Origin of the sequence: Actinomadura rubteroloni (assembly GCF_002911665.1) — a bacterium.
In the GTDB taxonomy this organism is placed as follows: domain Bacteria; phylum Actinomycetota; class Actinomycetes; order Streptosporangiales; family Streptosporangiaceae; genus Spirillospora; species Spirillospora rubteroloni.
In genome coordinates this window covers 748046-768663 of sequence record NZ_MTBP01000002.1, presented here as the reverse complement: position 1 = coordinate 768663, position 20618 = coordinate 748046, and the positions used below count along the sequence as shown (strand labels likewise).

The 20618-nt window shown below is 73.4% G+C and carries 16 protein-coding genes; 5 read left to right on the top strand and 11 right to left on the bottom strand.

Annotated elements, in window-relative coordinates:
- Nucleotides 1-24: 24 nt before the first annotated feature.
- Together BTM25_RS15050 and BTM25_RS15045 are read right to left on the bottom strand one after the other, a co-directional pair.
- On the bottom strand, nt 25-456 hold the full coding sequence (locus BTM25_RS15050) for a Fur family transcriptional regulator (protein WP_103563532.1): 432 nt from the start codon (nt 454-456) through the stop codon (nt 25-27).
- Between the two features lie 53 nt (nt 457-509).
- The gene (locus BTM25_RS15045) at nt 510-5105 is read right to left on the bottom strand and encodes an ATP-dependent helicase (protein WP_103563531.1); all 4596 of its coding nucleotides are present in this window, start codon (nt 5103-5105) and stop codon (nt 510-512) included.
- Between the two features lie 72 nt (nt 5106-5177).
- On the opposite strand from BTM25_RS15045, the gene BTM25_RS15040 reads away from it, so the two are divergent.
- A complete protein-coding gene (locus BTM25_RS15040; RefSeq protein WP_103563530.1) occupies nt 5178-5372 on the top strand; it encodes a DUF3046 domain-containing protein in 195 nt (64 codons plus the stop codon).
- Nucleotides 5373-5379: 7 nt separating this feature from the next.
- Here the strand turns inward: BTM25_RS15040 and BTM25_RS15035 are convergent, their stop codons facing one another.
- From BTM25_RS15035 to BTM25_RS15025, 3 genes are read right to left on the bottom strand one after another with little or no spacing between them, the layout of a single operon-like run.
- The gene (locus BTM25_RS15035) at nt 5380-6531 is read right to left on the bottom strand and encodes a glutathionylspermidine synthase family protein (protein ID WP_103563529.1); all 1152 of its coding nucleotides are present in this window, start codon (nt 6529-6531) and stop codon (nt 5380-5382) included.
- A gap of 3 nt (nt 6532-6534) precedes the next feature.
- Nucleotides 6535-6918 (bottom strand): hypothetical protein, encoded by a 384-nt coding sequence (locus BTM25_RS15030; protein WP_235828421.1) that lies wholly within the window; start codon nt 6916-6918, stop codon nt 6535-6537.
- Between the two features lie 60 nt (nt 6919-6978).
- Nucleotides 6979-7839, bottom strand: a complete 861-nt coding sequence (locus BTM25_RS15025) for an ATP-grasp domain-containing protein (RefSeq protein WP_103563528.1) — start codon at nt 7837-7839, stop codon at nt 6979-6981.
- 266 nt (nt 7840-8105) lie between these two features.
- Here BTM25_RS15025 and recA point away from each other — a divergent pair, with 266 nt between their 5' ends.
- Entirely contained in the window at nt 8106-9257 is a 1152-nt protein-coding gene (gene recA / locus BTM25_RS15020) for a recombinase RecA (RefSeq protein WP_103563527.1), read from the top strand.
- 1376 nt (nt 9258-10633) lie between these two features.
- Entirely contained in the window at nt 10634-11107 is a 474-nt protein-coding gene (locus tag BTM25_RS15015) for a regulatory protein RecX (protein ID WP_407923400.1), read from the top strand.
- 451 nt (nt 11108-11558) lie between these two features.
- Here the strand turns inward: BTM25_RS15015 and BTM25_RS15010 are convergent, their stop codons facing one another.
- The 6 genes from BTM25_RS15010 to BTM25_RS14985 form a co-directional block, all read right to left on the bottom strand.
- Entirely contained in the window at nt 11559-13511 is a 1953-nt protein-coding gene (locus BTM25_RS15010; RefSeq protein ID WP_103563525.1) for an alpha/beta hydrolase family protein, read from the bottom strand.
- An 89-nt stretch (nt 13512-13600) separates the two neighbouring features.
- Nucleotides 13601-14683 (bottom strand): NAD(P)-binding domain-containing protein, encoded by a 1083-nt coding sequence (locus tag BTM25_RS15005; protein ID WP_103563524.1) that lies wholly within the window; start codon nt 14681-14683, stop codon nt 13601-13603.
- Nucleotides 14684-14736: 53 nt separating this feature from the next.
- The gene (locus BTM25_RS15000) at nt 14737-15723 is read right to left on the bottom strand and encodes an amino acid ABC transporter permease (RefSeq protein WP_103563523.1); all 987 of its coding nucleotides are present in this window, start codon (nt 15721-15723) and stop codon (nt 14737-14739) included.
- Nucleotides 15720-16418, bottom strand: a complete 699-nt coding sequence (locus BTM25_RS14995) for an amino acid ABC transporter permease (protein ID WP_103563522.1) — start codon at nt 16416-16418, stop codon at nt 15720-15722. The genes BTM25_RS15000 and BTM25_RS14995 overlap by 4 nt, the downstream gene beginning before the upstream one ends.
- A gap of 86 nt (nt 16419-16504) precedes the next feature.
- Nucleotides 16505-17374, bottom strand: a complete 870-nt coding sequence (locus BTM25_RS14990; RefSeq protein WP_103563521.1) for a glutamate ABC transporter substrate-binding protein — start codon at nt 17372-17374, stop codon at nt 16505-16507.
- 60 nt (nt 17375-17434) lie between these two features.
- Nucleotides 17435-18229: an amino acid ABC transporter ATP-binding protein gene (locus tag BTM25_RS14985; RefSeq protein WP_103563520.1), complete on the bottom strand. Its 795-nt coding sequence runs from the start codon at nt 18227-18229 to the stop codon at nt 17435-17437.
- Between the two features lie 186 nt (nt 18230-18415).
- Here BTM25_RS14985 and miaB point away from each other — a divergent pair, with 186 nt between their 5' ends.
- Complete coding sequence (gene miaB / locus BTM25_RS14980; RefSeq protein ID WP_103563519.1) at nt 18416-19945, top strand: tRNA (N6-isopentenyl adenosine(37)-C2)-methylthiotransferase MiaB; 1530 nt, start codon at nt 18416-18418, stop codon at nt 19943-19945.
- Entirely contained in the window at nt 19945-20616 is a 672-nt protein-coding gene (locus BTM25_RS14975; protein WP_103563518.1) for a class III extradiol ring-cleavage dioxygenase family protein, read from the top strand. The genes miaB and BTM25_RS14975 overlap by 1 nt, the downstream gene beginning before the upstream one ends.
- The last annotated feature ends 2 nt before the right edge of the window (nt 20617-20618 follow it).

Sequence of the window (20618 nt, the reverse complement as noted above, 5' to 3'; positions counted from 1 at the left end):
CCGGGGGCGGGGGTGGTCGCGGGGTCAGGAGCCCCGCGGTGTGGAGCAGTCGGGGCACAGGCCCCAGTAGATGACCTCGGCCTCGTCGATCGAGTAACCCCGGTCGTCGGACGCCATCAGGCAGGGCGCCGCGCCGACCGCGCAGTCCGCGTCGGCGATCGCGCCGCACGACCGGCACACGACGTGGTGGTGGTTGTCGCCGACCCGTGCCTCATAGCGGGCCAGCGAGCCGTTCGGCTGGATGCGCCGCACCAGCCCCGCCTCCGTCAGCGTGTGCAGGGAGTCGTACACGGCCTGGTGGGAGACCTTCGGCAGATCCCTGCGGACGGCGGCGATGATCGTGTCCGTGTCGGCGTGCGGATGGGCGTCCACCGCGCCCAGCACCGCCACCCGGGGACGGGTCACCCGCAGCGCCGCCGCGCGCAGCATCCGCTCGAAGTCCGAGGTCGTGGCCATGACCCCAGCCTGCGGCATAATCTTGAATGAGTCAAGAAAACGGGATGAACTCCTCAGCCGCGCAGCCGCAGCCCGCGCGGGGTCGGGTGGAAGCCCGCGCTCTCCAGCGCGCCCGCGAGCGGGGAGTCGTTGATCGACGTGCCGTCGGCGCGCTCGACCGTCAGCTTGCCGAGCGCCCCGTCCCGGACGGCCAGCGCCAGCGCGTCCACCGCCGGTTGCAGGGTCTCCCGGTCGTCGGTCCAGGTCAGGAGGGTCTTGCCGCCGCGTTCGACGTACAGGACGAGCCGTCCGTCCACCAGCACGACGAGCGCGCCCGCCTTGCGGCCCGGCTTGTGGCCGGACACGGCCTCGCCCGCCCGCCCGGGCCACGGCAGCGCCGCGCCGTAGGCGTTCGCGGGGTCGGCGGCGGCCAGGACCAGCGCGCGGCGGGCCGCGTCGCCCGGCGGCGGCGTCTCCCACAGGGCGCCGAGGTCGGCGGGCGGCCCCGGATCGGCGGCCGGACGCAGGGCGCGCAGCCGGTCCACCGCGCCGGGCAGCGCGAACTGCGCCGCGCCGAGCCCTTCCACGAAGTAGCCGCGCCGGCAGCGGCCGCCGTCCTCGAACGCGCGCAGCACCGGGTAGACGGCCGCGAACCCGCCCGGCGTCCGCTCCGCCGCGACCGCGCCCCGGATCACGATGCCGTACCGCTCCAGCAGGGCCTCGGCGAGCGCGTGGGCGCGGGGCGTCGCCGCCGTCGCCCGCTCCGGGACGGCCCACCAGCGCCCGGCGGCCGTCGGCGGGCCCGTCCGCGACGGCAGCACCGGTCTCCCGCGCCGCGACGGGCGGGCGCGGTGCGCGGGACGTCCCGCGCCGATCGCCGCCCGCAGCGGGGCCAGCGTGTCGTTGGTGAGCCGTCCCGACCACACCAGGTCCCACAGGGCGGCCAGCAGTTCCTGGTCGTTCACCTGCGGCCGCACCCGCTCGGACAGGGCGCGGAAGAACAGCGCGCCGCCCTCGCCGAGGACGTCCAGCACCGCCTGGTGGACGGGCGTCAGCGTGATCTCGCCCGGATCGGGGAGCAGCAGCGGCGCGGTGTCCGCCAGGTACAGCGCCACCCAGCCGTCCCCGCCGGGCAGGCCGCCCTGACCGGCCCAGACGACCTCGCCCGCCGAGGTCAGCCCGTCCAGCAGCGCCGGGGTGTAGCCCGGCACCCGGGACGGCAGGATCAGCGACTCCAGCGCCGACGCCGGAACCGCCGCGCCCTGCAACTGCTCGACGGCCTGCACGAGCGCGTCGATCCCGCGCAGCCGCGAACCCCCGGACACGCCATGCCAGACCGGGAGGAAGCGGCCGAGCGCCTCCGGCGGCGACGGCTCCACCTCGGCGCGCAGCCGTGCCAGCGACCGGCGGCGCAGCGTCCGCAGCACGCCCGCGTCGCACCACTCGCCGGCCAGCGGGCCGCGCGCCGCCTCCACCGGCAGGAACTCGCCCGCCACGACGCGTCCCGCGCCCGCCAGCCGCCGCAGCGCCTCGACGACGACCGCGACGCCGAGGCCGAACCGCTCCGCGACCTCCTCCGCGCGGAACGGGCCGTGCGTCCGGGCGTGCCGGGACACCAGATCGCCCAGCGGATCGTCCACTACCTCGAGGAACGCCTCGGGGACGCCGACCGGGAGCGGGGCGCCGAGCGCGTCCCGCAGGCGCCCGGCGTCCTCGATCGCCGTCCAGCGCTCCGCGCCGCCCACCCGCACCCGGATCACCCGCCGGGACGCCTCCAGCTCCACCAGCCACGCCGCCGGATCGGCGGCCGACCGCGCCGCCGCCTCCGCCGTCGTCAGCGGGCCGAGGGCGCGCAGCAGGTCCGCGACGCCCTCCAGGTCGCGGGCGCGGCGGTCCTCGGCGAGACGTTGCAGCTCGCGTTCGGTGTCCGCGACGACCTCGGCGTCCAGCAGCTCGCGCAGGTCGGCCTGGCCGAGCAGTTCGGCCAGCAGCGCCGAGTCCAGCGCGAGGGCCTGCGCGCGGCGCTCGGCGAGCGGCGAGTCGCCCTCGTACATGAACGCGCCCACGTAGTGGAACAGCAGCGACCGCGCGAACGGCGACGGCTGCGGCGTCTCCACCTCGACCAGCCGCACCTTCCGGCCCGCCAGATCCCGCAGGACGTGGACGAGGCCCGGGACGTCGAACACGTCCTGGAGGCACTCGCGCATCGTCTCCAGCACGATCGGGAACGACGGGTACCGGCTCGCGACCGACAGGAGCTGCGCCGCCCGCTGGCGCTGCTGCCAGAGCGGCGTCCGCCGGTCCGGACGGCGGCGCGGCAGCAGCAGCGACCGGGCCGCGCACTCGCGGAACCGGGCCGCGAACAGCGCCGAGCCGCCCAGCTCGTCCACCACGATCCGCTCGATCTCGTCGGGGTCGAAGACGGCGAGGTTCAGGCTCGGCGGCTCGTCCATGTCCGGAATGCGCAGCACGATCCCGTCGTCGGCGTGCATGGCCTGCGCGTCCACGCCGTAGCGCTCGCGCAGCCGGCCCGCGATCGCGAGCGCCCACGGCGCGTGGACCCGGCCGCCGAGCGGGGAGTGGACGACCATCCGCCAGTCGCCCAGCTCGTCGCGGAAGCGCTCCACCACGAGCGTCCGGTCGTCGGGGACGTGGCCGGTCGCCTCCCGCTGCTCGGCCAGGTAGGCGACCAGGTTTCCGGCGGCTCGCTCGTCCAGGCCCGCCGCCGCTACCCGCTCCCGCGCCTTCTGCTCGGGCAGCCCGGCCAGCTCGCGGGTGAACGCGCCGAGCGCCCGGCCCAGCTCGGCCGGACGGCCCTGCGCGTCGCCGTGCCAGAACGGCAGCTTGCCCGGCCGGCCCGGCGCGGGCGACACCAGCACCCGGTCGGGCGTGATGTCCTCGATGCGCCACGAGCTGGCGCCGAGGACGAACACGTCCCCGACGCGCGACTCGTAGACCATCTCCTCGTCCAGCTCGCCCACGCGCGAGGACTTCTCGCCGACCAGGAAGACGCCGAACAGGCCCCGGTCGGGGATCGTCCCGCCGCTGGTCACCGCGAGCCGCTGCGCGCCCGGACGGTCCCGCAGGACGCCCGTCACCCGGTCCCACACCAGGCGGGGCCGCAGCTCGCCGAACTCGTCGCTCGGGTAGCGGCCCGCCAGCATGTCCAGCGTGGCCTCCAGCGCCGAGCGCGGCAGCGTCGCGTACGGGGCGGCGCGCTTCACGACGGTCTCCAGCTCGTCGACCGTCCACTCGTCCAGCGCGACCATCGCGACGATCTGCTGGGCCAGCACGTCCAGCGGGTTGCGCGGGTAGCGCAGCTCCTCGATCTCGCCGGACCGCATCCGCTCGGCGACCACGGCCGTCTGCACCAGATCGCCCCGGTACTTCGGGAAGATCACGCCGCGCGACACCGCGCCGACCTGGTGCCCGGCCCGCCCGACCCGCTGCAGGCCGCTCGCCACCGACGGCGGCGACTCCACCTGGACGACGAGATCCACCGCGCCCATGTCGATGCCCAGCTCCAGGCTGGACGTCGCGACGACGGCGGGCAGCCGGCCCTGTTTCAGGGCGTCCTCGATTCCGGCCCGCTCCTCCTTGGAGACCGAGCCGTGGTGGGCGCGGGCGATCTCGGCGGGGACGCCGCGCGCCGCGCCCGCCTGCGCCATCGTCTCGGCCGGGGAGCGGGCGGCGCGCGCCACGTCGGCCGGGCCGATCTTCGCGAGCCCCTCGCCCTCGGGGGCCGTCGCGCGCTCGAACGCCAGCTCGTTCAGCCGTCCGCACAACCGCTCGGCCAGCCGCCGCGAGTTCGCGAACACCAGCGTGGAGCGATGCTGCTCGATCAGGTCGAGGACGCGGTCCTCCACGTGGGGCCAGATGCTCCGCTGCCGGGGGTCGGCAGCACCCGCGTCGTCGGTGAACGCGCCGATCTCGCCCATGTCCTCCACGGGTACGACGATGTCGAGCGCGAACTCCTTGTCCGCCGGGGGCTGCACCGTCCGCGCCGGGCGCGCTCCGCCGAGGAACGCCGCCACCTCGTCCACCGGGCGCACCGTCGCCGACAGCCCGATGCGCTGCGCGGGACGTTCCAGCAGCGCGTCCAGCCGCTCCAGCGACAGCGCCAGATGCGCGCCGCGCTTGGTGCCCGCGACGGCGTGGACCTCGTCCACGATCACCGTCTCCACCCCGCGCAGCGCCTCCCGCGCCTGCGCGGTGAGCAGCAGGAACAGCGACTCCGGTGTCGTGATCAGAATGTCGGGCGGACGGGTCGCGATGCGCCGCCGCTCGTCGGCCGGGGTGTCGCCGGACCGGATCCCGACCGTGATCTGCGGTTCGGGCAGGTCCAGGCGCCGCGCCGCCTGCCGGATGCCGGTGAGCGGGGCGCGCAGGTTGCGCTCCACGTCCACCGCGAGCGCCTTCAGCGGCGACACGTACAGGACGCGGCACCGGTGCCGCGGGTCCTCCGGGACGGGCGCGGACGCCAGCCGGTCCAGCGACCACAGGAACGCCGCCAGCGTCTTGCCGGACCCGGTCGGCGCGACCACGAGCGTGTTCTCGCCCGCCGCGACCGACGTCCACGCGCCCTCCTGCGCCGCCGTGGGCGCGGCGAAGGCCCCCGCGAACCACGCCCGGGTCGCGGGGGAGAAGCGTTCGAGCACGTCAGCCGTCATGCCCCCATCCTGCCTCGCGGGTCCGACAGAACGGCGGGACGGGGCGGTCCCGGCCTCGGCTACCGTGGGGCCGTGCGCCTCACACAGTTCTGGGAACGGATGGACCGGCAGTTCGGCGCGAGCTATTCCCGGAGCGTCGCCAAGGACCACGTCCTCGCTGAGCTGGGCGGCCGCACGATCGACCAGGCGTTCGCCGACGGCGAGTCGGCCAAGGCGATCTGGGCCGCCGTTGTCGCGTCCTTCGACGTGTCGTACGACCTGCGCTGACGCCCGCTCAGCCCGCGATGCGGTGCGGGACGAACGACGACGTGTCGTCGGTGATCAGGCCCGCCGTCTCGCGGATCCCGAGGCCCGCGGCCTCGTCCGCCACCATCCACGCACCGAGCACCGGGTGTTCACCGTCGAAGTCCGGCAGCGGGTGGAACTGCTGGAAGACGTACCCCTCGCGGCCGTACTCGCCGTCGGTGCGCTGCTCCCGTCCGTCCGGCGTCACGATCCGCATGCTCGCGCCCTCCCGGCCCAGCAGCGGCTTCTGGACGTAGGACGCGAGGTTCCCCGGTGTGTTCAGGTACGCGGGCAGCAGGTTCGGATGGCCGGGGAACAACTCCCACAGCAATACCAGCAGAGCCTTGTTCGACAGGACCATCTTCCAGATCGGCTCGATCCACGCCGTCGGCGCCTGCGGGACGTTGCGGCCGAACGGCTCGGCGACGATCCACTCCCACGGGTAGAGCTTGCACAGCGTGCGGATCTCGTCCTCGGCCAGGTCCACGAACCGGCCCCGGCCCGCGTGCCAGCCGACGTCCTCCATCGCGATGCCCGTGCCCGTCAGGCCCGCCTCCTCGGCGGTCTCCTGGAGGTAGGCGATCGTCATGACCTCTTCGCCGGTCTCGTCCTCGGTCGTCCACGCGAAGTGGACGGGGCCCGGGCCGAGGGACATCTCCTTCCAGCGGTCCACCAGCCGCTCGTGGATCGAGTTCCACTGGTCGTCGCCCGGATGGACGTCCTGCAGCCAGTACCACTGGACGACCGAACTCTCGACCAGGGACGTCGGGGTGTCGGCGTTGTACTCCAGCAGCTTCGCCGGGCCGGAGCCGTCGTAGCAGAGGTCGAACCGGCCGTACAGGTGCGGGTCGCGGCGCCGCCACGACGCCTCGACCAGCGGCGCCACCCAGTCCGGGATGCCGAGGACGTGGTAGCGGCCGGTCGTGACGACGTGCTCCACCGCCTGGAGGCACATGCGGTGCAGCTCCTCGACGGTCTCTTCCAGGGCCAGTACTTCGTCCATCGAAAAGACGTAGTTCACCGACTCGTCCCAGTACGGACGGGCGAGGTGCGGGGGATGGGCCGTCTCGTGGAACGCCAGGCCGTGCTCTTCCACCTTCTCGGCCCAGCCCGCACGGGGGACCGACCGTTCGCGCCGCATCGGTCAGCTCCCGCTCTTGCCGTGGCCGCCGAACCCGCCGCGGCTCAGCGTCCTCCCCGAGCCGGACTTGATCTTTCCGCCGCTCGGCCCGCGCACACTGCCGCCCGTGACGAACCCGTTGCTCCCGCGCCTGCCGCCGTAGTACCAGAAGTAGCGGCCGTACCCGACCGTCCCGTTGTCGATGTCCGAACGGTTGCAGTACGAATCCGGGACGCTGCGGTAGCCGCTCTTGGTGTTGGTGAACCCGCCGCTCGAACCGCGGTCCACGCACCACGCGGTCGTGGACTTCGAGCTGCACGCCACGAGCGTCAGGGACAGGGCGCTCACCATGCCGATCTTCACGGCGCGGGAGCTGAGCCTGCGGGCCGGGTCCTGTTCAGGGGGCAACGGACGTTCCTTACTGCGAGGGGACGTGGTCCCTTCGACGGGGCCGGACCCCGTTCCGGTTCACTCCGGTACGGGCAGATGAGCGTACAGATCCATCGGATCGACCGTCTCCGGCAGATCGCTGACCTGGCCGTCGCCGACCTCCACGACCCGCCACGCACCGTCCCGGCGCTGCGCCAGGTCGGTGGTGATGAACCGGCAGCCGAGCGCCCGGACGGCGGGCGCCACGTCCATCAGGTCCGGCTCGGGTTCGACTCCGGGACTGTCGGGATGCGGCCCCACGAGCACGGGCTCGCCGTCCACCCACCACACGCGCGACTCGCCCGCCCCGTCGAACTCCTCGAACTCGCGCACGACGACGCCGCCCGCGAGGAACTCGTCCTGCAGCGCGACCATCTCGGCCACCACCGCGCGCAGCGCCGCGGCGTCCTTCACCTCCGGGACGAAGCAGGCCGCCTCCCATTCGTGCTTGCGGGACTTGACGTAGTCCTTCACGACCGCCGGCCCGGGGCGCAGGGGACGCACCAGGTCCGTCAGGTCGCCGACGTCGCCGCCGGGGGACAGCGGACGCCACACGCTGGCCGGGGTGATGCCCGCGAACGTGTCGTGCCAGCCCGGCAGCTCGTGCGCGCGCCGGTAGTCGTCGGGGTGGGTGAGCAGGGTCGTCCCGCGTCCGCGCAGGGCCTCGGCCAGGGCGGCGTACGCGTCGCCCGTCAGCATCCAGCCTCGGTACCAGGCCGGACCGAGGTCGCGCGGCACCGCGCGGACGGCGGCCGTGGCGTCGCCCCGGACGAGCGCGTCGTGGTCGATGAGGGCGATCTCGCCGTAGTGGTCCCGGACGGCGCCGGCCTCGCGGGCGAAGTGCCGGTCGACGAGCCGGGGGCGGAGCGGATCGCCGCAGAAGAGGACGGTCAGCGTCATGTTTCGGAACCCTCCGGGGACCGCGCAGGACTGCGCCAGCGTACGGCGTCGGACCGCCTGATGCACGGAGATTCCCGGGTGAATCAGTACACGCGGCCATGATCGAACGAATGTTCGGTACGCTGGTCGCGGCGCGCGACGTTATCCACAACCGCCCCGCCGACTCGAAACTGTCGGCGGCTCCTCGTAACGTCGCCTCCGACACCGCCGCCACGGGCGGGGCGAGAGCCACCGGGCCGGCGACAGCAACAGACGAAGGGGCAGACATGGCAGCGAACGACCGGGAGAAGGCTCTCGAAACCGCCCTCGCCCAGATCGAGCGGCAGTTCGGCAAGGGCTCGGTCATGCGGATGGGCCAGGAGACGCGCGCCCCGGTGGAGGTCATCCCGACCGGCGCGATCTCCCTCGACATCGCGCTCGGCATCGGCGGCCTGCCGCGCGGGCGCGTGGTGGAGGTCTACGGGCCGGAGGGCTCCGGCAAGACGTCCATCGCCCTGCACGCGGTCGCGAGCGTCCAGCGCAAGGGCGGCATCGCGGCGTTCGTGGACGCCGAGCACGCCCTGGACCCCGAGTACGCCGGCAAGCTCGGCGTCGACATCGACGCCCTGCTGGTCTCCCAGCCCGACACGGGCGAGCAGGCGCTGGAGATCACGGACATGCTGATCCGCTCCGGCTCGATCGACATCGTCGTCATCGACTCGGTCGCGGCGCTCGTCCCCCGCGCCGAGATCGAGGGCGAGATGGGCGACAGCCACGTCGGCCTCCAGGCCCGGCTGATGTCGCAGGCGCTCCGCAAGCTGACCGGCGCGATCAACCAGACCCGCACCACCGTGATCTTCATCAACCAGCTCCGCGAGAAGGTCGGCGTGATGTTCGGCTCGCCCGAGACCACGACCGGCGGCAAGGCGCTGAAGTTCTACGCCTCCGTCCGGCTGGACGTGCGCCGCATCGAGACGCTCAAGGACGGCACCGAGGCGGTCGGCAACCGCGTCCGGGTGAAGGTCGTGAAGAACAAGATGGCGCCGCCGTTCCGGGTCGCCGACTTCGACCTGCTCTACGGCCAGGGCATCTCCCGCGAGGGCGGCCTGATCGACCTCGGCGTCGAGCACGGCTTCGTCCGCAAGTCGGGCGCCTGGTACACCTGCGACGGCGACCAGCTCGGCCAGGGCAAGGAGAACGCCCGCAACTTCCTGAAGGCCAACCCGGACATGGCCGACGGGATCGAGAAGCGGATCAAGGAGAAGCTGGGCATCGGGCCCAAGGTCGACAAGGAGGCGGCGGAGACCACCGAGGCCGCCAAGCCGGTCGACGCCCCGGCCGTCCCGGCGCCCGCCACGGGCCGCAAGGGCCGCACCGCCAAGGCCGCCCCGGCTGCCACGGCCGCCCCTGCGGCCACGGCTGCCCCGGCCGAATCCTGACGCCCGATCCGCCGAGAAGGGTGACGTCCGACGGTCGGCTGAGCGATGATCCCTGATGCGGGGCGGCGGCGCCCTTCCCGGTCCCGCCTCGGCGGCGGCCGGACCTTCCCCGATGGCGCCGCCGCTCACGACGTCCCCGGGACACGCCCATGACGACCGACGAACCACCCGTCCCCGACGACCCGACCCGCAAGGTCCGGCTCACCGAGAACGCGTCCGCAACGAACACGGGCTCGGAACCGCCGGACGCGGCGGACGCACGTTCGCAGGACCCGAGCTACGGGGACACAGAGGACGCGGGGGACGCGGAGGGCGCGGGGGACACGGTCGCGGAATGGAGCCCGGCGGGCGGAAGCCCGTTCGCCGATCTCGGTCGCGGCCCGCGCCCCGTGGAGAACCCGTTCGGCCATCTGGCGCCTCCGTCGCGTCCGGGGGCGGGCGGCGAGTCGCCCTTCGCGCATCTGGCGAAGCCAGCCGGTGAACGTCCGGACCCGTCCGCGAGTCCGTTCGCGCACCTGACCGGCGCGGGCGGGACGACCGCACCCGAAGGGGACGGGTCATCCGCGCCCCCGGAGACGGACGCCGAGGCGTCGTCTCCCGTGGCGCCCGGCACGGCGGCGGACCGGGCGGGCGGGGGGCCGTTCGAGCATCTCCGGTCCGCGGAGGAAGAAGCCCGGCGGCGCGGCGGCCCGGACAATCCGTTCGGTCATCTGGCGCCGCGCGGCGGCGCCTCATTCGGCACGGGCGCACGCACGCGCCGCAGCGGAACACAGAAGCGTTCAGGAGAACGGCGCACATCGTCCGCGCGGCGGAACGCCGGGGACGACGACCGGACGCGAGGCCCGGCCGGAAGCGAGACCGGTGACCCGGACGAGTCGAGGGGCCGCCCCGAAGCCGCTGGCCACGTCGAACCCGAACGCCGAACTCCGCCCACGGACCGTCCCGACGGCGAGCCCCAAGACCAGAACGAGCGCACGCCCCCACGCGCCGCCGGACGCCAGCGCGCCCCAAGCCCACAGCGCGCTACCGCGTCCCAGAGCGCCGCTGAAACGCGTCACGACACTGAGCCGCCGGACGATCCCGGATCGCAGAGCGATACCGGTCCACAGCGCGATGCCGGGTCGCAGGGCGCCGCTGGGACGGGCCGCGACGCTGAGCCGTCGGGCGGTGCCGGGGCGCAGAGCGATGCCGGGTCGCGGGGTGGTGCGGGGGGTCGCGGTGGTGCCGGGCGTCGGCGTGGTGCTGGGGGTCGGCGTGGTGGCGGGTGGGATGGCGACGCGTCTTCGCGTGAGAGTGAGCGGCAGGGTGGGAGTGATGCTGAGGGTCGGGGGGCGGCGCGGGCTAAGCCGGCTGATCCGGAGGCTCGGGCGCGTGAGATCTGTTTGCGGTTGCTCGCTGCCGCGCCGCGTACCCGTGCGCAGCTTGCCGACGCGTTGCGGCGCAAGGACGTCGAGGACGACGTGGCCGAGGGTGTTCTCGGGCGGTTCACCGATGTCGGGCTGATCGACGACAAGGCGTTCGCGCAGGCGTGGGTGCGCTCGCGGCACGCGGGGCGGGGGCTCGCCCGCCGGGCGCTGGCGGCGGAGCTGAGGCGGCGCGGCGTCGACTCCGAGACCGTCGGGGAGGCCGTCGAGGAGCTGGATCCGGACGAGGAGGCGCGCACGGCCCGTGCCCTGGTCGACCGCAAGCTCAGGACGACCCGCGACGTCGACCCCGTGAAGCGCACCCGGCGTCTCGTCGGGATGCTCGCCCGCAAGGGGTATCCGCCGGGGACGGCCTACCGCGTCGTCCGCGAGGCGCTCGAAGCCGAGGGGACGGACGTGCCCGAGGGCCTCGACCACCTCGACTGACCGCGCGCGGGAGCGCCCTCGGGTGCCTCGTCGGCGACCGGTCCGCGCCTGGGCGGAAGCGCAGGCGGACGGTGTCGGCCGGACGCGCCGGGTTCCGCTGCCGACGGCGTCCGAGGCCGGGCGTCGCTCGCGTGCGGACTCCGCCGCCGGGGAGTGCGCTGCGTGCGGTGGGCAGGTCGGCGGTGGATCGCCGGGCCCGCGCGCGTGCGCGTGGCGGTGGCGGGGCGGCGCGTGGCCGGGGGCGACCGAAGCCGCGCGCGTGCGCGTGGCGGCCGTTCGCGCTGCGCCGCGACAAGTCCTACGTCACCGAAGCCGCGCGCGTGCGCGTGGCGGTCTGACCGGCGAGCTGCGCACTGTTCGGAGGGCGCCGGGCCCGCGCGTGTGCTCGTGGCGGGCGGTCGGCGCCGGTCCCGGGTGGGGCGGCGGGGCCGGGAGTCGATGCCCTCGGGCGTCAGCCCAGGTCCAGGGCGGGGACGTCGCGGGGCTCGAAGCCGAGCGTCTGCCCGTAGAAGGACAGCTCGGCCTCCAGGGCGGCCCGGACGGTCTCCTCGCGCTGGAAGACGTGGCTCTCGTCCGCGAACGTCAGGCGGGCATGGCGTACCTTCTTGTCGGCCAGGGCCTCGGCGAACTTCTCGGACTGGGCGGCCGGCACGACCGGGTCGTCCAGGCCGTGCAGCAGCAGGATCGGGCACGCGTTCGACTCGACGCGCTGCAGCGGCGACCGCTCGTCGTAGGCCCGCTCGAACCCCGGCAGCGGCCCGATCAGCCCGAACAGGTACTGGGACTCGAAGTCGTGCGTCGTCGCGGCGAGGTCCTTCGGGTCGCCGACGCCGGCGTAGGCGGTCGCGGCCTTGAAGACGTCGGTGGCGGTCGCGGCGGCGAGCGCCGTCCAGCCCGACCCGCGGATCGCGAGGCGGCCCGGGTCGGCGAACCCGGCGTCGGCGAGGGCGCGTGCGGCGGAGACGGCGTCCTCGACGTCCACGACGCCCCATTGGCGCCGGGTGCGCTCCCGGTAGGTGCGGCCGTGGCCGGTCGAGCCGCCGTAGTTGACGTCCACGACGCCGATGCCGCGGCTCGTGAAGTAGGCGCGGGCGAGGTCGAGCCGCCGCGACGCGCGCCGCGCCGGCCCGTCGTGCACGAACACGACGTACGGCGGACGCTCGTCCGGCGGCCCGTCGACGGCGGGGTTGGCGGGCTCGTAGACGTAGGCGTGGACGGCGCGGCCGAATGTCCCGTCGAGGCGATCCTCGCGCGGCGGGGGCAGGTAGGCCGCGTCGGGCAGCTCGTCCAGCTCGGTGCGCAGCACCTCGGCCGTCCCGGTCGCGGTGTCGACGCGGACGAGCGACGTCGCGATCCCCGGCCCGCCGCCGATCCCGACGACCGTGGTCCCCGACGCCGACAACGACATCGCCCAGTCGTCGTACCCGAGGTCGAGGTCTTCGAGGTCGAGCGTGTCGGGGTCGTACAGGCCGAGCCGCTGGTCGCCCTCGCCGTGCAGGACGGCGAGCCGCCCGTCGGCGAGCAGCGCGTACGGCATCCCGCCGAGCTGCCAGGGCGCGTCGGCGAACTCCTCCTCGGCCGGGTAGAGCGCCTGCGGCGACTCCCCGTACAGGCCGACCTGGTAGACGTTCCACCAGCCGGGCCAGTCCGACACGACGTAGAGCGCCTGGTCGCTCGCCCACACCGGCGCGAGCGCCGACTCGGTGAGGCCGCCCTTCACGGTGCGCGGCGTGACGGCCTTGCCGTCCTCGATGGCGGCGACGCGGACCTCGGTGCCGTCCCACGGCATCCGGGGGTGGCTCCACTGCACCCAGGCGAGGTGCCCGCCGCCCGGCGACGGCGTCGGCGACGCGAAGAAGTGCGGGCCGGTCACGAGTTCGCGGATCGCGCCGGGGTTCTCGGCGGCGGAACCGTCCAGCGGCACCGCGACGATCGCGCGCCGGATCCCGTCGGGCGTGTGGCCCTCGCAGACGCACCAGATCTCGGTCTCATCGGGAGACAGCACATAGTCGGCGTAGCGCAGGCCGGCCGGACGCGCCGGTTCGGGCGTCAACGGGCGCGGTTCGGCGTCGCCGGGGCCGAGCAGGCGCAACCGCTGGTCGTCCGCGTGCGAGAAGACGAGGGAATGGCCTGATTCGGAGGCGATCGGCAGATAAGAACGGCCACCGTATTCGTGGACGCGCGTGCAGGCGTTCCACGGAGCGGGCAGGAGTTCGACCGGACGGCCGTCCTCGGCCAGATGCATGACCGTGGTCCGGCCGCCCTCGGCGGGACGGGTCTCCTGCCACCACACGCGGGGACCCGAAACGGTGGGGAAACTGAGGCGCAGCCGGGCGCGGGCGACGTCGGCGGCGGAGATGGGGGAGGGCCAGGAGCCGTAGGGGAGGGTCGCACGAGCGGTCATATGCGAATGGTCCCGCATCGGGGGATCGGTTGGGGCCATGACGGGGCAGTTGACCTCCAAAAGAAACAAGCCTCGCGAGCGGGAGGGTCTCAGACTCCCGTGACGATCTCCGCACCCGTCACGCGCGTCCCGCCGAGCACGGCGGCGATCTCCCGCACGGCCGCGCGGCCCGCCCGGTTCGCCCCGATCGTGCTGGCGGACGGCCCGTACCCGAGCAGGTGGACGCGCGGGTCGGCGGCCACGCGGGTGGTGAGCGCGCCGTCCAGCGCGACGCCGCCGCCCGGCCCGCGCAGGCCGAGCGGAGCGAGGTGGTCGAGCGCGGCGCGGAACCCGGTGGCCCACAGGATCACGTCGGCGTCGAAGGCGGTGCCGTCGGCCCAGACGACGCCGTCCGGGACGACGCGCGCGAACATCGGCCGCCGGACGAGCACGCCGCGTTCGATGCCGTCGCGCACCTCGGGCGTCAGCGCGAGCCCGGTCGCGCCGACGACGCTGCCCGGCGGGAGCCCGGCGCGGACGCGTTCGGCGACGCGGCCGACCGACGCGCGGCCCGCCTCGGCGTCGAACGGCCCGTCCCGCCACACCGGCGGACGGCGGGTGACCCACGCCGTCGCGGCGGCCACGCCGGCGATCTCCAGCAGCGCCTGGACGCCGGACGCGCCGCCCCCGACGACGAGCACGCGCCGTCCGGCGAACGCGTCCGGCCCCCGGTAGTCGGCGGTGTGGAGCTGACGGCCCCGGAACGTCTCGCGGCCGGGGTAGTAGGGCCAGAACGGCCGCTCCCACGTCCCGGTCGCGTTGATCAGCGCGCGGGCGCCGTACGGGCCGTCGGACGTGCCGAGCAGCAGCCGTCCGTCCGGTTCGCTCGTGACCTGGGTGACGTCCACCGGGCGCCGGACGTCGAGGCCCGTCTCCCGCTCGTACCGGCCGAAGTACTCGGCGACGACCTCCGACGCGGGCCGGGACGTGTCCGGTGTGCCGAGCGGCATCCCCGGCAGATCGTGAATGTGGTGCGTGCGGCCGAGCGTGAGCGTCGGCCAGCGGTGCCGCCACGCTCCACCGGGGCCGTCCGCGTGGTCGAGCACGACCGACGACAGATCCGAGCGGCGCAGGAAGTAACCCGCCGAGAGGCCCGCCTGTCCCGCGCCGATCACGGCGACGTCCACGTCCATGCCGTCGGAAACCGAAGGGGGCGCCGCCGGATTCCCCGGCGGCGCCCCACGGCTCAGTCGGCTCCGGTGGTCGTCCCCGTCGCGGACATGCCCGGTGCGGGCGGCGCGCCGCCCGCGCCCATCGTCTTGGCGGACGTCCGGTGGCTGCCGCGGCTGCGCCGCTCCAGCCAGACCGCCAGCCGGCTGATCGCGAGGTTCAGCGCGATGTAGATGACGCCGACGACGATCCCCGCCTGGAGGATGTTGTTGTGGAAGTTCGGCGGAATCTCGCGGAACGCCTGCTTCAGCAGCTCCGGATAGGCGATGATCACGCCGATCGCCGTGTCCTTGAGCAGGACGACGATCTGCGCCACGATCGCCGGCATCATCACCGTCACGGCCTGCGGCAGCAGGATGCGCCGCAGCACTCCGCTCTTGCGCAGGCCGATCGCGTACCCGGCCTCGGCCTGCCCCTTCGGCACCGCGTTGATCCCGGCCCGGACGATCTCGGCGAACACCGAGCCGTTGTACATGACCAGACCGAACACCACGGCGGCGAACGCCGGGACGGTGACCGTCCCCGCGTTGATCTCCACGCCGAAGATCGAGAAGAAGTTGTCGACCAGGACCCGCTGAAGGGTCCCGAACGACGACTCGGCGATCGCCGGGCTGATCTTGTTGGGCAGGAAGAACGCCAGGAAGATCAGGATCAGCAGCGGCATCGCGCGGAAGAACTCCACGATGACGCCGCAGGGAACGCGGATCCACCAGTGGTCCGACAACCGCCCGATGCCGAACAGCGCGCCGAAGATCAGCGCGAGCACGGTCGCGACGGCCGCCGCGCCCAGCGTGTTCTTGAGTCCGGGCAGGATGAAGTTGCGCCAGATCTCGCCTTTGAGGAACGGGCTCCACAGCTCCCCGGCCCACTGCCCCTTGGCGTCCATCCGCCACACGAACACGGCGACGAGGGCGAGGAGCAGCAGGGACGCGACGACCGTGATGATCCGGTTGCGGGCCCGGGCGCGCGGCCCGGGGAGGTCGAAGAGGACTCCGGCGCTCATCGGGCCACCGCCGTTCGCTTGGCCAGCCAGCCGAAGAAGTACCCGGTCGGAAGGACGAGGATGAGGAACCCGGCGGCGACCCCGAGGAACAGGGGGATCGCGCCGCTGGTGAAGGACGGCAGGTCCAGCAGCGTCTTCATCACGGTGACCACCTCGCCATAGCTTGCCGCCGTCGCCACCGTCGTGTTCTTGATCATGGCGATGAACACGCTGCCGAGCGGGGCGATGACGGCCCGGAACGCCTGCGGCAGGATGATCGTCCGCAGCGACTGGGAGAACGTCAGGCCGATCGACCGCGCCGCCTCGGCCTGGCCGATCGGGACGGTGTTGATGCCCGACCGCAGCGACTCGCAGACGAACGCCCCGGTGTAGCCGGACAGGCCGAGCACCGCCCACCAGTAGTAGGTCGTGCCGCTGTCGTTGGAGAACGTCAGCCCGAGGGTGTCGTTCAGTCCGAGGGAGCACATGATCAGCACGAGCGTGAGCGGCGTGTTGCGGACGATGTTGACGTAGCCGGTCCCCGCGGCCCGCAGGACCGGGACGGGCGAGACGCGGAAGCTCGCCAGGACCGTCCCGATGACCAGCGAGAACACCCCGGCGAGCGCGGCCAGCCGGATCGTCGCCCAGAAGCCCTGGAGGATGACGTCGATGTTGTCGAAGAACGGGCCGAAATCGAACAGGTCGGAGAGTGACATGGCGTTCCAGCGGGTGAAGGCCGCACCGGCGCGCGCCCGCCGCGGATCGGGCGGGGCGCGCCGGGACGGCGGGCCTCAGATCCGGATCAGGCGCAGGCGTCGAACTGAGGCACGGTGGTCGTCGGCTTCAGGCCGGTCCCGCCGAAGTACTTGTCCAGCAGGGTCTTGGCCGTGCCGTCGGAGTACATCTTCGTGATGGCGTCGTCGACGGCCTTGCAGGTCTCGGTGTCGCCCTTCCTGATCCCGACGCCGTACTTCTCGTCGGTGAACGGCTGGTTGATGACCTTGAACGAGCCCTTCTGCTGGCTCGCGAACCCGGCGAGGATCAGGTCGTCGGTGCTGACGGCGTCGACCGCGCCGGTCTTCAGCTTGGCGGCGCACTCGGAGTAGCCCGAGGCGTCCACGAGGTTGACGCCCTTGATGTTGAGCTTGCCGTCCGGCGGCGGCTCGGTGACGCGGCGGAACGAGTTCGACCCGGCCGCCTTGCAGAGCTTCTTGCCCTTGAGGTCCTGCGGCTTGGCGATGGTGTTGTCGTCCGCGCGGACCATCGTGTCCTGGTGCGCGATGTAGTACGGGCCGCCGAACGTGATCTGCTGCTTGCGCGCGTCGGTGATGGAGTAGGTCGCGACGACGAGGTCGACCTGGCCGCCGCCGAGGAAGGACTCGCGGTTCTCCGACCGGGCCTCCTTGAACGTGATGCCGCTTTCCGGGACGCCGAGCTGCTTGGCGATGTACCGGGCGACGTCCACGTCGAATCCCTCGAAGGTGCCGTCCGGCTTCTTCAGCCCGAGGGCGGGCTGGTCGTACTTGATGCCGATCGTGATCTTCTTGGAGTCCTTGGCCTTCTGGACGACGGATTTGGCGTCCGTCTTCTCCGAGTCGCTGCCGCAGGCGGTCACGGCCATCGACAGGGCGGTCGCCGCGCCGATGAGGGCGCCGAAACGACGAAGTCGCATGCTTTCGCTACCTTTCACTTCTGTCGGCTTGCCGACGAGTCACGCGGGGGCTTCGCGGGCTCAGTGGGTCAGGATCTTGGACAGGAAGTCCTTGGCGCGGTCGCTGCGCGGATTGGTGAAGAACTCCTCCGGGGAGTTCGCCTCCACGATCTGACCGTCGGCCATGAAGACCACCTGCTGCGCGGCGCGCCGCGCGAAACCCATCTCGTGGGTGACCACGATCATCGTCATGCCGTCGCGCGCGAGCCCGGTCATGACGTCGAGCACCTCGTTGATCATCTCGGGGTCGAGGGCCGAGGTGGGCTCGTCGAACAGGATGACCTTGGGGCGCATGGCCAGGGAGCGCGCGATCGCCGCGCGCTGCTGCTGCCCGCCCGAGAGCTGCGCCGGGTATTTCTGCGCCTGATTGGCGATCCCGACGCGGTCGAGCAGTTCCATCGCTCGTTTCTCGGCCGTCTCCTTGCTTTCCTTGCGCACCTTCAGCGGCCCGAGCGTGACGTTCTCGAGGATCGTCTTGTGGGCGAAGAGGTTGAACGACTGGAAGACCATGCCGACGTCCGCGCGCAGCCGCGCGAGATCGCGGCCCTCCTGCGGGAGGGGCTTTCCGTCGACGAGAATCGTGCCGGAGTCGATGGGCTCCAGCCGGTTGATCGACCGGCAGAGAGTCGATTTACCGCTGCCGGACGGGCCGATGATGACGACGACCTCGCCCCGGGCGACGGTCAGATTGACGTCCCGCAGGACGTGCAGTTCCCCGAAGTGCTTGTTGACGTCCCTGACCTCGACCAGGGGGCCGTCCGCCCGGTCCGTGCCGCCGGGCACGGACGGTTCCGCCCCGCCTTTGCTGTCCGTCATGCCGGGTGACTCTACGGGACGGGTATTACCGGGCAGGCCACCAAGGGGTCCCGATCCGATCACGAATCCGCACGTCGGCGCCCTTCGACGTGTATTCGAGAGGGACACTTTACGATTTCTTGGTGTTGTGGCCGGCGGAGAACCGGGGCGCGCCGGGGCCGCCGCGCCGCGTACCCTGGACCGGTCATGAGTGCCCCTGTCGAGAGCGGCCCCCGCACGTACGAGATCCGTACCTACGGGTGCCAGATGAACGTCCACGACTCCGAACGGCTGTCCGGCCTGCTGGAGGACGCCGGTTACGTCCGCGCGGGAGACGGCTTCGATCCGGACGTCGTGGTGTTCAACACCTGCGCCGTCCGCGAGAACGCCGACAACCGCCTGTACGGCAACCTCGGGCGGCTGCGCCCGGTGAAGGCGGGCCGCCCCGGGATGCAGATCGCCGTCGGCGGCTGCCTCGCGCAGAAGGACCGGGACGCGATCGTCGCCCGCGCGCCCTGGGTGGACGTCGTGTTCGGCACGCACAACCTCGGTGCCCTGCCCGTCCTGCTGGAGCGTTCGCGCGTCCAGGAAGAGGCGCAGGTCGAGATCGAGGAATCGCTCGTGACGTTCCCCTCGACGCTGCCGACGCGCCGCGAGTCGCCCTACGCGGCCTGGGTGTCGGTGTCGGTGGGCTGCAACAACACGTGCACGTTCTGCATCGTCCCGTCGCTGCGCGGCAAGGAGCGCGACCGGCGGCCGGGGGAGATCCTGGCCGAGGTGCGCGCGCTCGTCGCCGAGGGCGTCCTCGAGATCACGCTGCTCGGCCAGAACGTCAACGCCTACGGCAGCGGGTTCGGCGCCCTGGCCGCCGCGCCGGAGGACGTCCGCGCGATGACCGGCGGCGGTCAGTCGGCGTTCGCCGGGCTGCTGCGCGCGTGCGGGGACGTCCCCGGGCTGGAGCGCGTCCGGTTCACCTCGCCGCACCCGAAGGACTTCACCGACGACGTCATCGCCGCGATGGCCGAGACGCCGAACGTCGTGCCGTCGCTGCACATGCCGCTCCAGTCCGGGTCGGACGCGGTGCTGCGCGCGATGCGCCGCTCCTACCGGCAGGACCGCTACCTCGGCATCATCGAGAAGGTGCGGGCGGCGATCCCGGACGCGGCGATCACCACCGACATCATCGTCGGGTTCCCCGGCGAGACCGACGCCGACTTCGAGGAGACGCTGCACGTCGTCCGGGAGGCGCGGTTCGCGAGCGCGTTCACGTTCCAGTACTCCAAGCGGCCCGGCACGCCCGCCGCGACGATGGACGGGCAGGTGCCCAAGGAGGTCGTCCAGGAGCGCTACGAGCGGCTGATCGCGCTCCAGGAGGAGATCTCCTGGGCGGAGAACCGGCGGCTGCTCGGCCGGACGCTGGAGGTCCTGGTCGCCGAGGGGGAGGGCCGCAAGGACGGCGCGACCCGGCGCCTGTCGGGACGCGCGGCCGACAACCGGCTCGTCCACTTCCGCGCGCCCGACGAGCCCGTCCGGCCCGGGGACATGGTCACCACCGAGATCACCTACGCGGCGCCGCACCACCTGGTCGCGGACAAGCCCGCCGCGGGCGTCCGGCGGACGCGGGCGGGCGACGCGTGGGAGGCGCGCCGGGCCGCGCCGCAGGGCGTGGTGCTCGGGATGCCGTCGGTGGGCCGTCCCGCTCCGGCGCCCGCCACCGGCTGCTCGACCTGCCCCTGATGCTGACGTCGGCGGCGGTCTGCCCGCATCCGCCCGTGCTCGTCCCGGAACTGTCCGGCGCGGCGCCCGGCGACGCCCTGCCCGCGCTGCGCGCCGCGTGCCGCGACGCGGTCGCCCGCCTGTCCGGCGATCTGCTGGTCGTCGTGGGAGGCGGCGAGCGGACGCGCACGCACGAGGCCGACGCGTCCGGGACGCTGCGCCCCTACGGCCTCGACCTGGTGATCGGCGACGCCGCGACGCCGGAGCTGCCGCTGTCGCTCACGGTCGGACGCCGGCTGCTCGGCCGCGCGCCCGACCTCTACCAGGAGATCGCCTTCGACGCGCCGCCCGGCGAGTGCCTGCGGGTCGGCGCGGCCCTCGCCCAGCGGGCCGACCGCGTCGCGCTGCTCGTGCTCGGCGACGCGTCCGCGAGCCGGTGGGAGCTGGCGCTCGGCGACGCCGACGGGCGCGCCGGGCCGTTCGACACGGCGGTGGCCGACGCGCTCGGCGCGGCCGACGCCGCCGCGCTGGCGGCGCTCGACCCCGCGACCGCGCGGGCGGTGCGGTCGGCGGGCCGAGCGGCCTGGCAGGTCCTCGCCGGAGCCGCCGGTACGGCGCCCCTCCACGGGGAGCTGCTGGCCGCGATGGCGCCCTACGACGTCACCTACCTGGTCGCGTCCTGGACGTCCTGAGC

Bases quoted from the DNA above. Each gene is read 5' to 3' on its own strand.
- BTM25_RS15050 (WP_103563532.1), bottom strand. From the start codon at position 456: ATGGCCACGACCTCGGACTTCGAGCGGATGCTGCGCGCGGCGGCGCTG.
- BTM25_RS15045 (WP_103563531.1), bottom strand. From the start codon at position 5,105: ATGACGGCTGACGTGCTCGAACGCTTCTCCCCCGCGACCCGGGCGTGG.
- BTM25_RS15035 (WP_103563529.1), bottom strand. From the start codon at position 6,531: ATGCGGCGCGAACGGTCGGTCCCCCGTGCGGGCTGGGCCGAGAAGGTG.
- BTM25_RS15025 (WP_103563528.1), bottom strand. From the start codon at position 7,839: ATGACGCTGACCGTCCTCTTCTGCGGCGATCCGCTCCGCCCCCGGCTC.
- recA (WP_103563527.1), top strand. From the start codon at position 8,106: ATGGCAGCGAACGACCGGGAGAAGGCTCTCGAAACCGCCCTCGCCCAG.
- BTM25_RS15010 (WP_103563525.1), bottom strand. From the start codon at position 13,511: ATGACCGCTCGTGCGACCCTCCCCTACGGCTCCTGGCCCTCCCCCATC.
- BTM25_RS15005 (WP_103563524.1), bottom strand. From the start codon at position 14,683: ATGGACGTGGACGTCGCCGTGATCGGCGCGGGACAGGCGGGCCTCTCG.
- BTM25_RS15000 (WP_103563523.1), bottom strand. From the start codon at position 15,723: ATGAGCGCCGGAGTCCTCTTCGACCTCCCCGGGCCGCGCGCCCGGGCC.
- BTM25_RS14995 (WP_103563522.1), bottom strand. From the start codon at position 16,418: ATGTCACTCTCCGACCTGTTCGATTTCGGCCCGTTCTTCGACAACATC.
- BTM25_RS14990 (WP_103563521.1), bottom strand. From the start codon at position 17,374: ATGCGACTTCGTCGTTTCGGCGCCCTCATCGGCGCGGCGACCGCCCTG.
- BTM25_RS14985 (WP_103563520.1), bottom strand. From the start codon at position 18,229: ATGACGGACAGCAAAGGCGGGGCGGAACCGTCCGTGCCCGGCGGCACG.
- miaB (WP_103563519.1), top strand. From the start codon at position 18,416: ATGAGTGCCCCTGTCGAGAGCGGCCCCCGCACGTACGAGATCCGTACC.
- BTM25_RS14975 (WP_103563518.1), top strand. From the start codon at position 19,945: ATGCTGACGTCGGCGGCGGTCTGCCCGCATCCGCCCGTGCTCGTCCCG.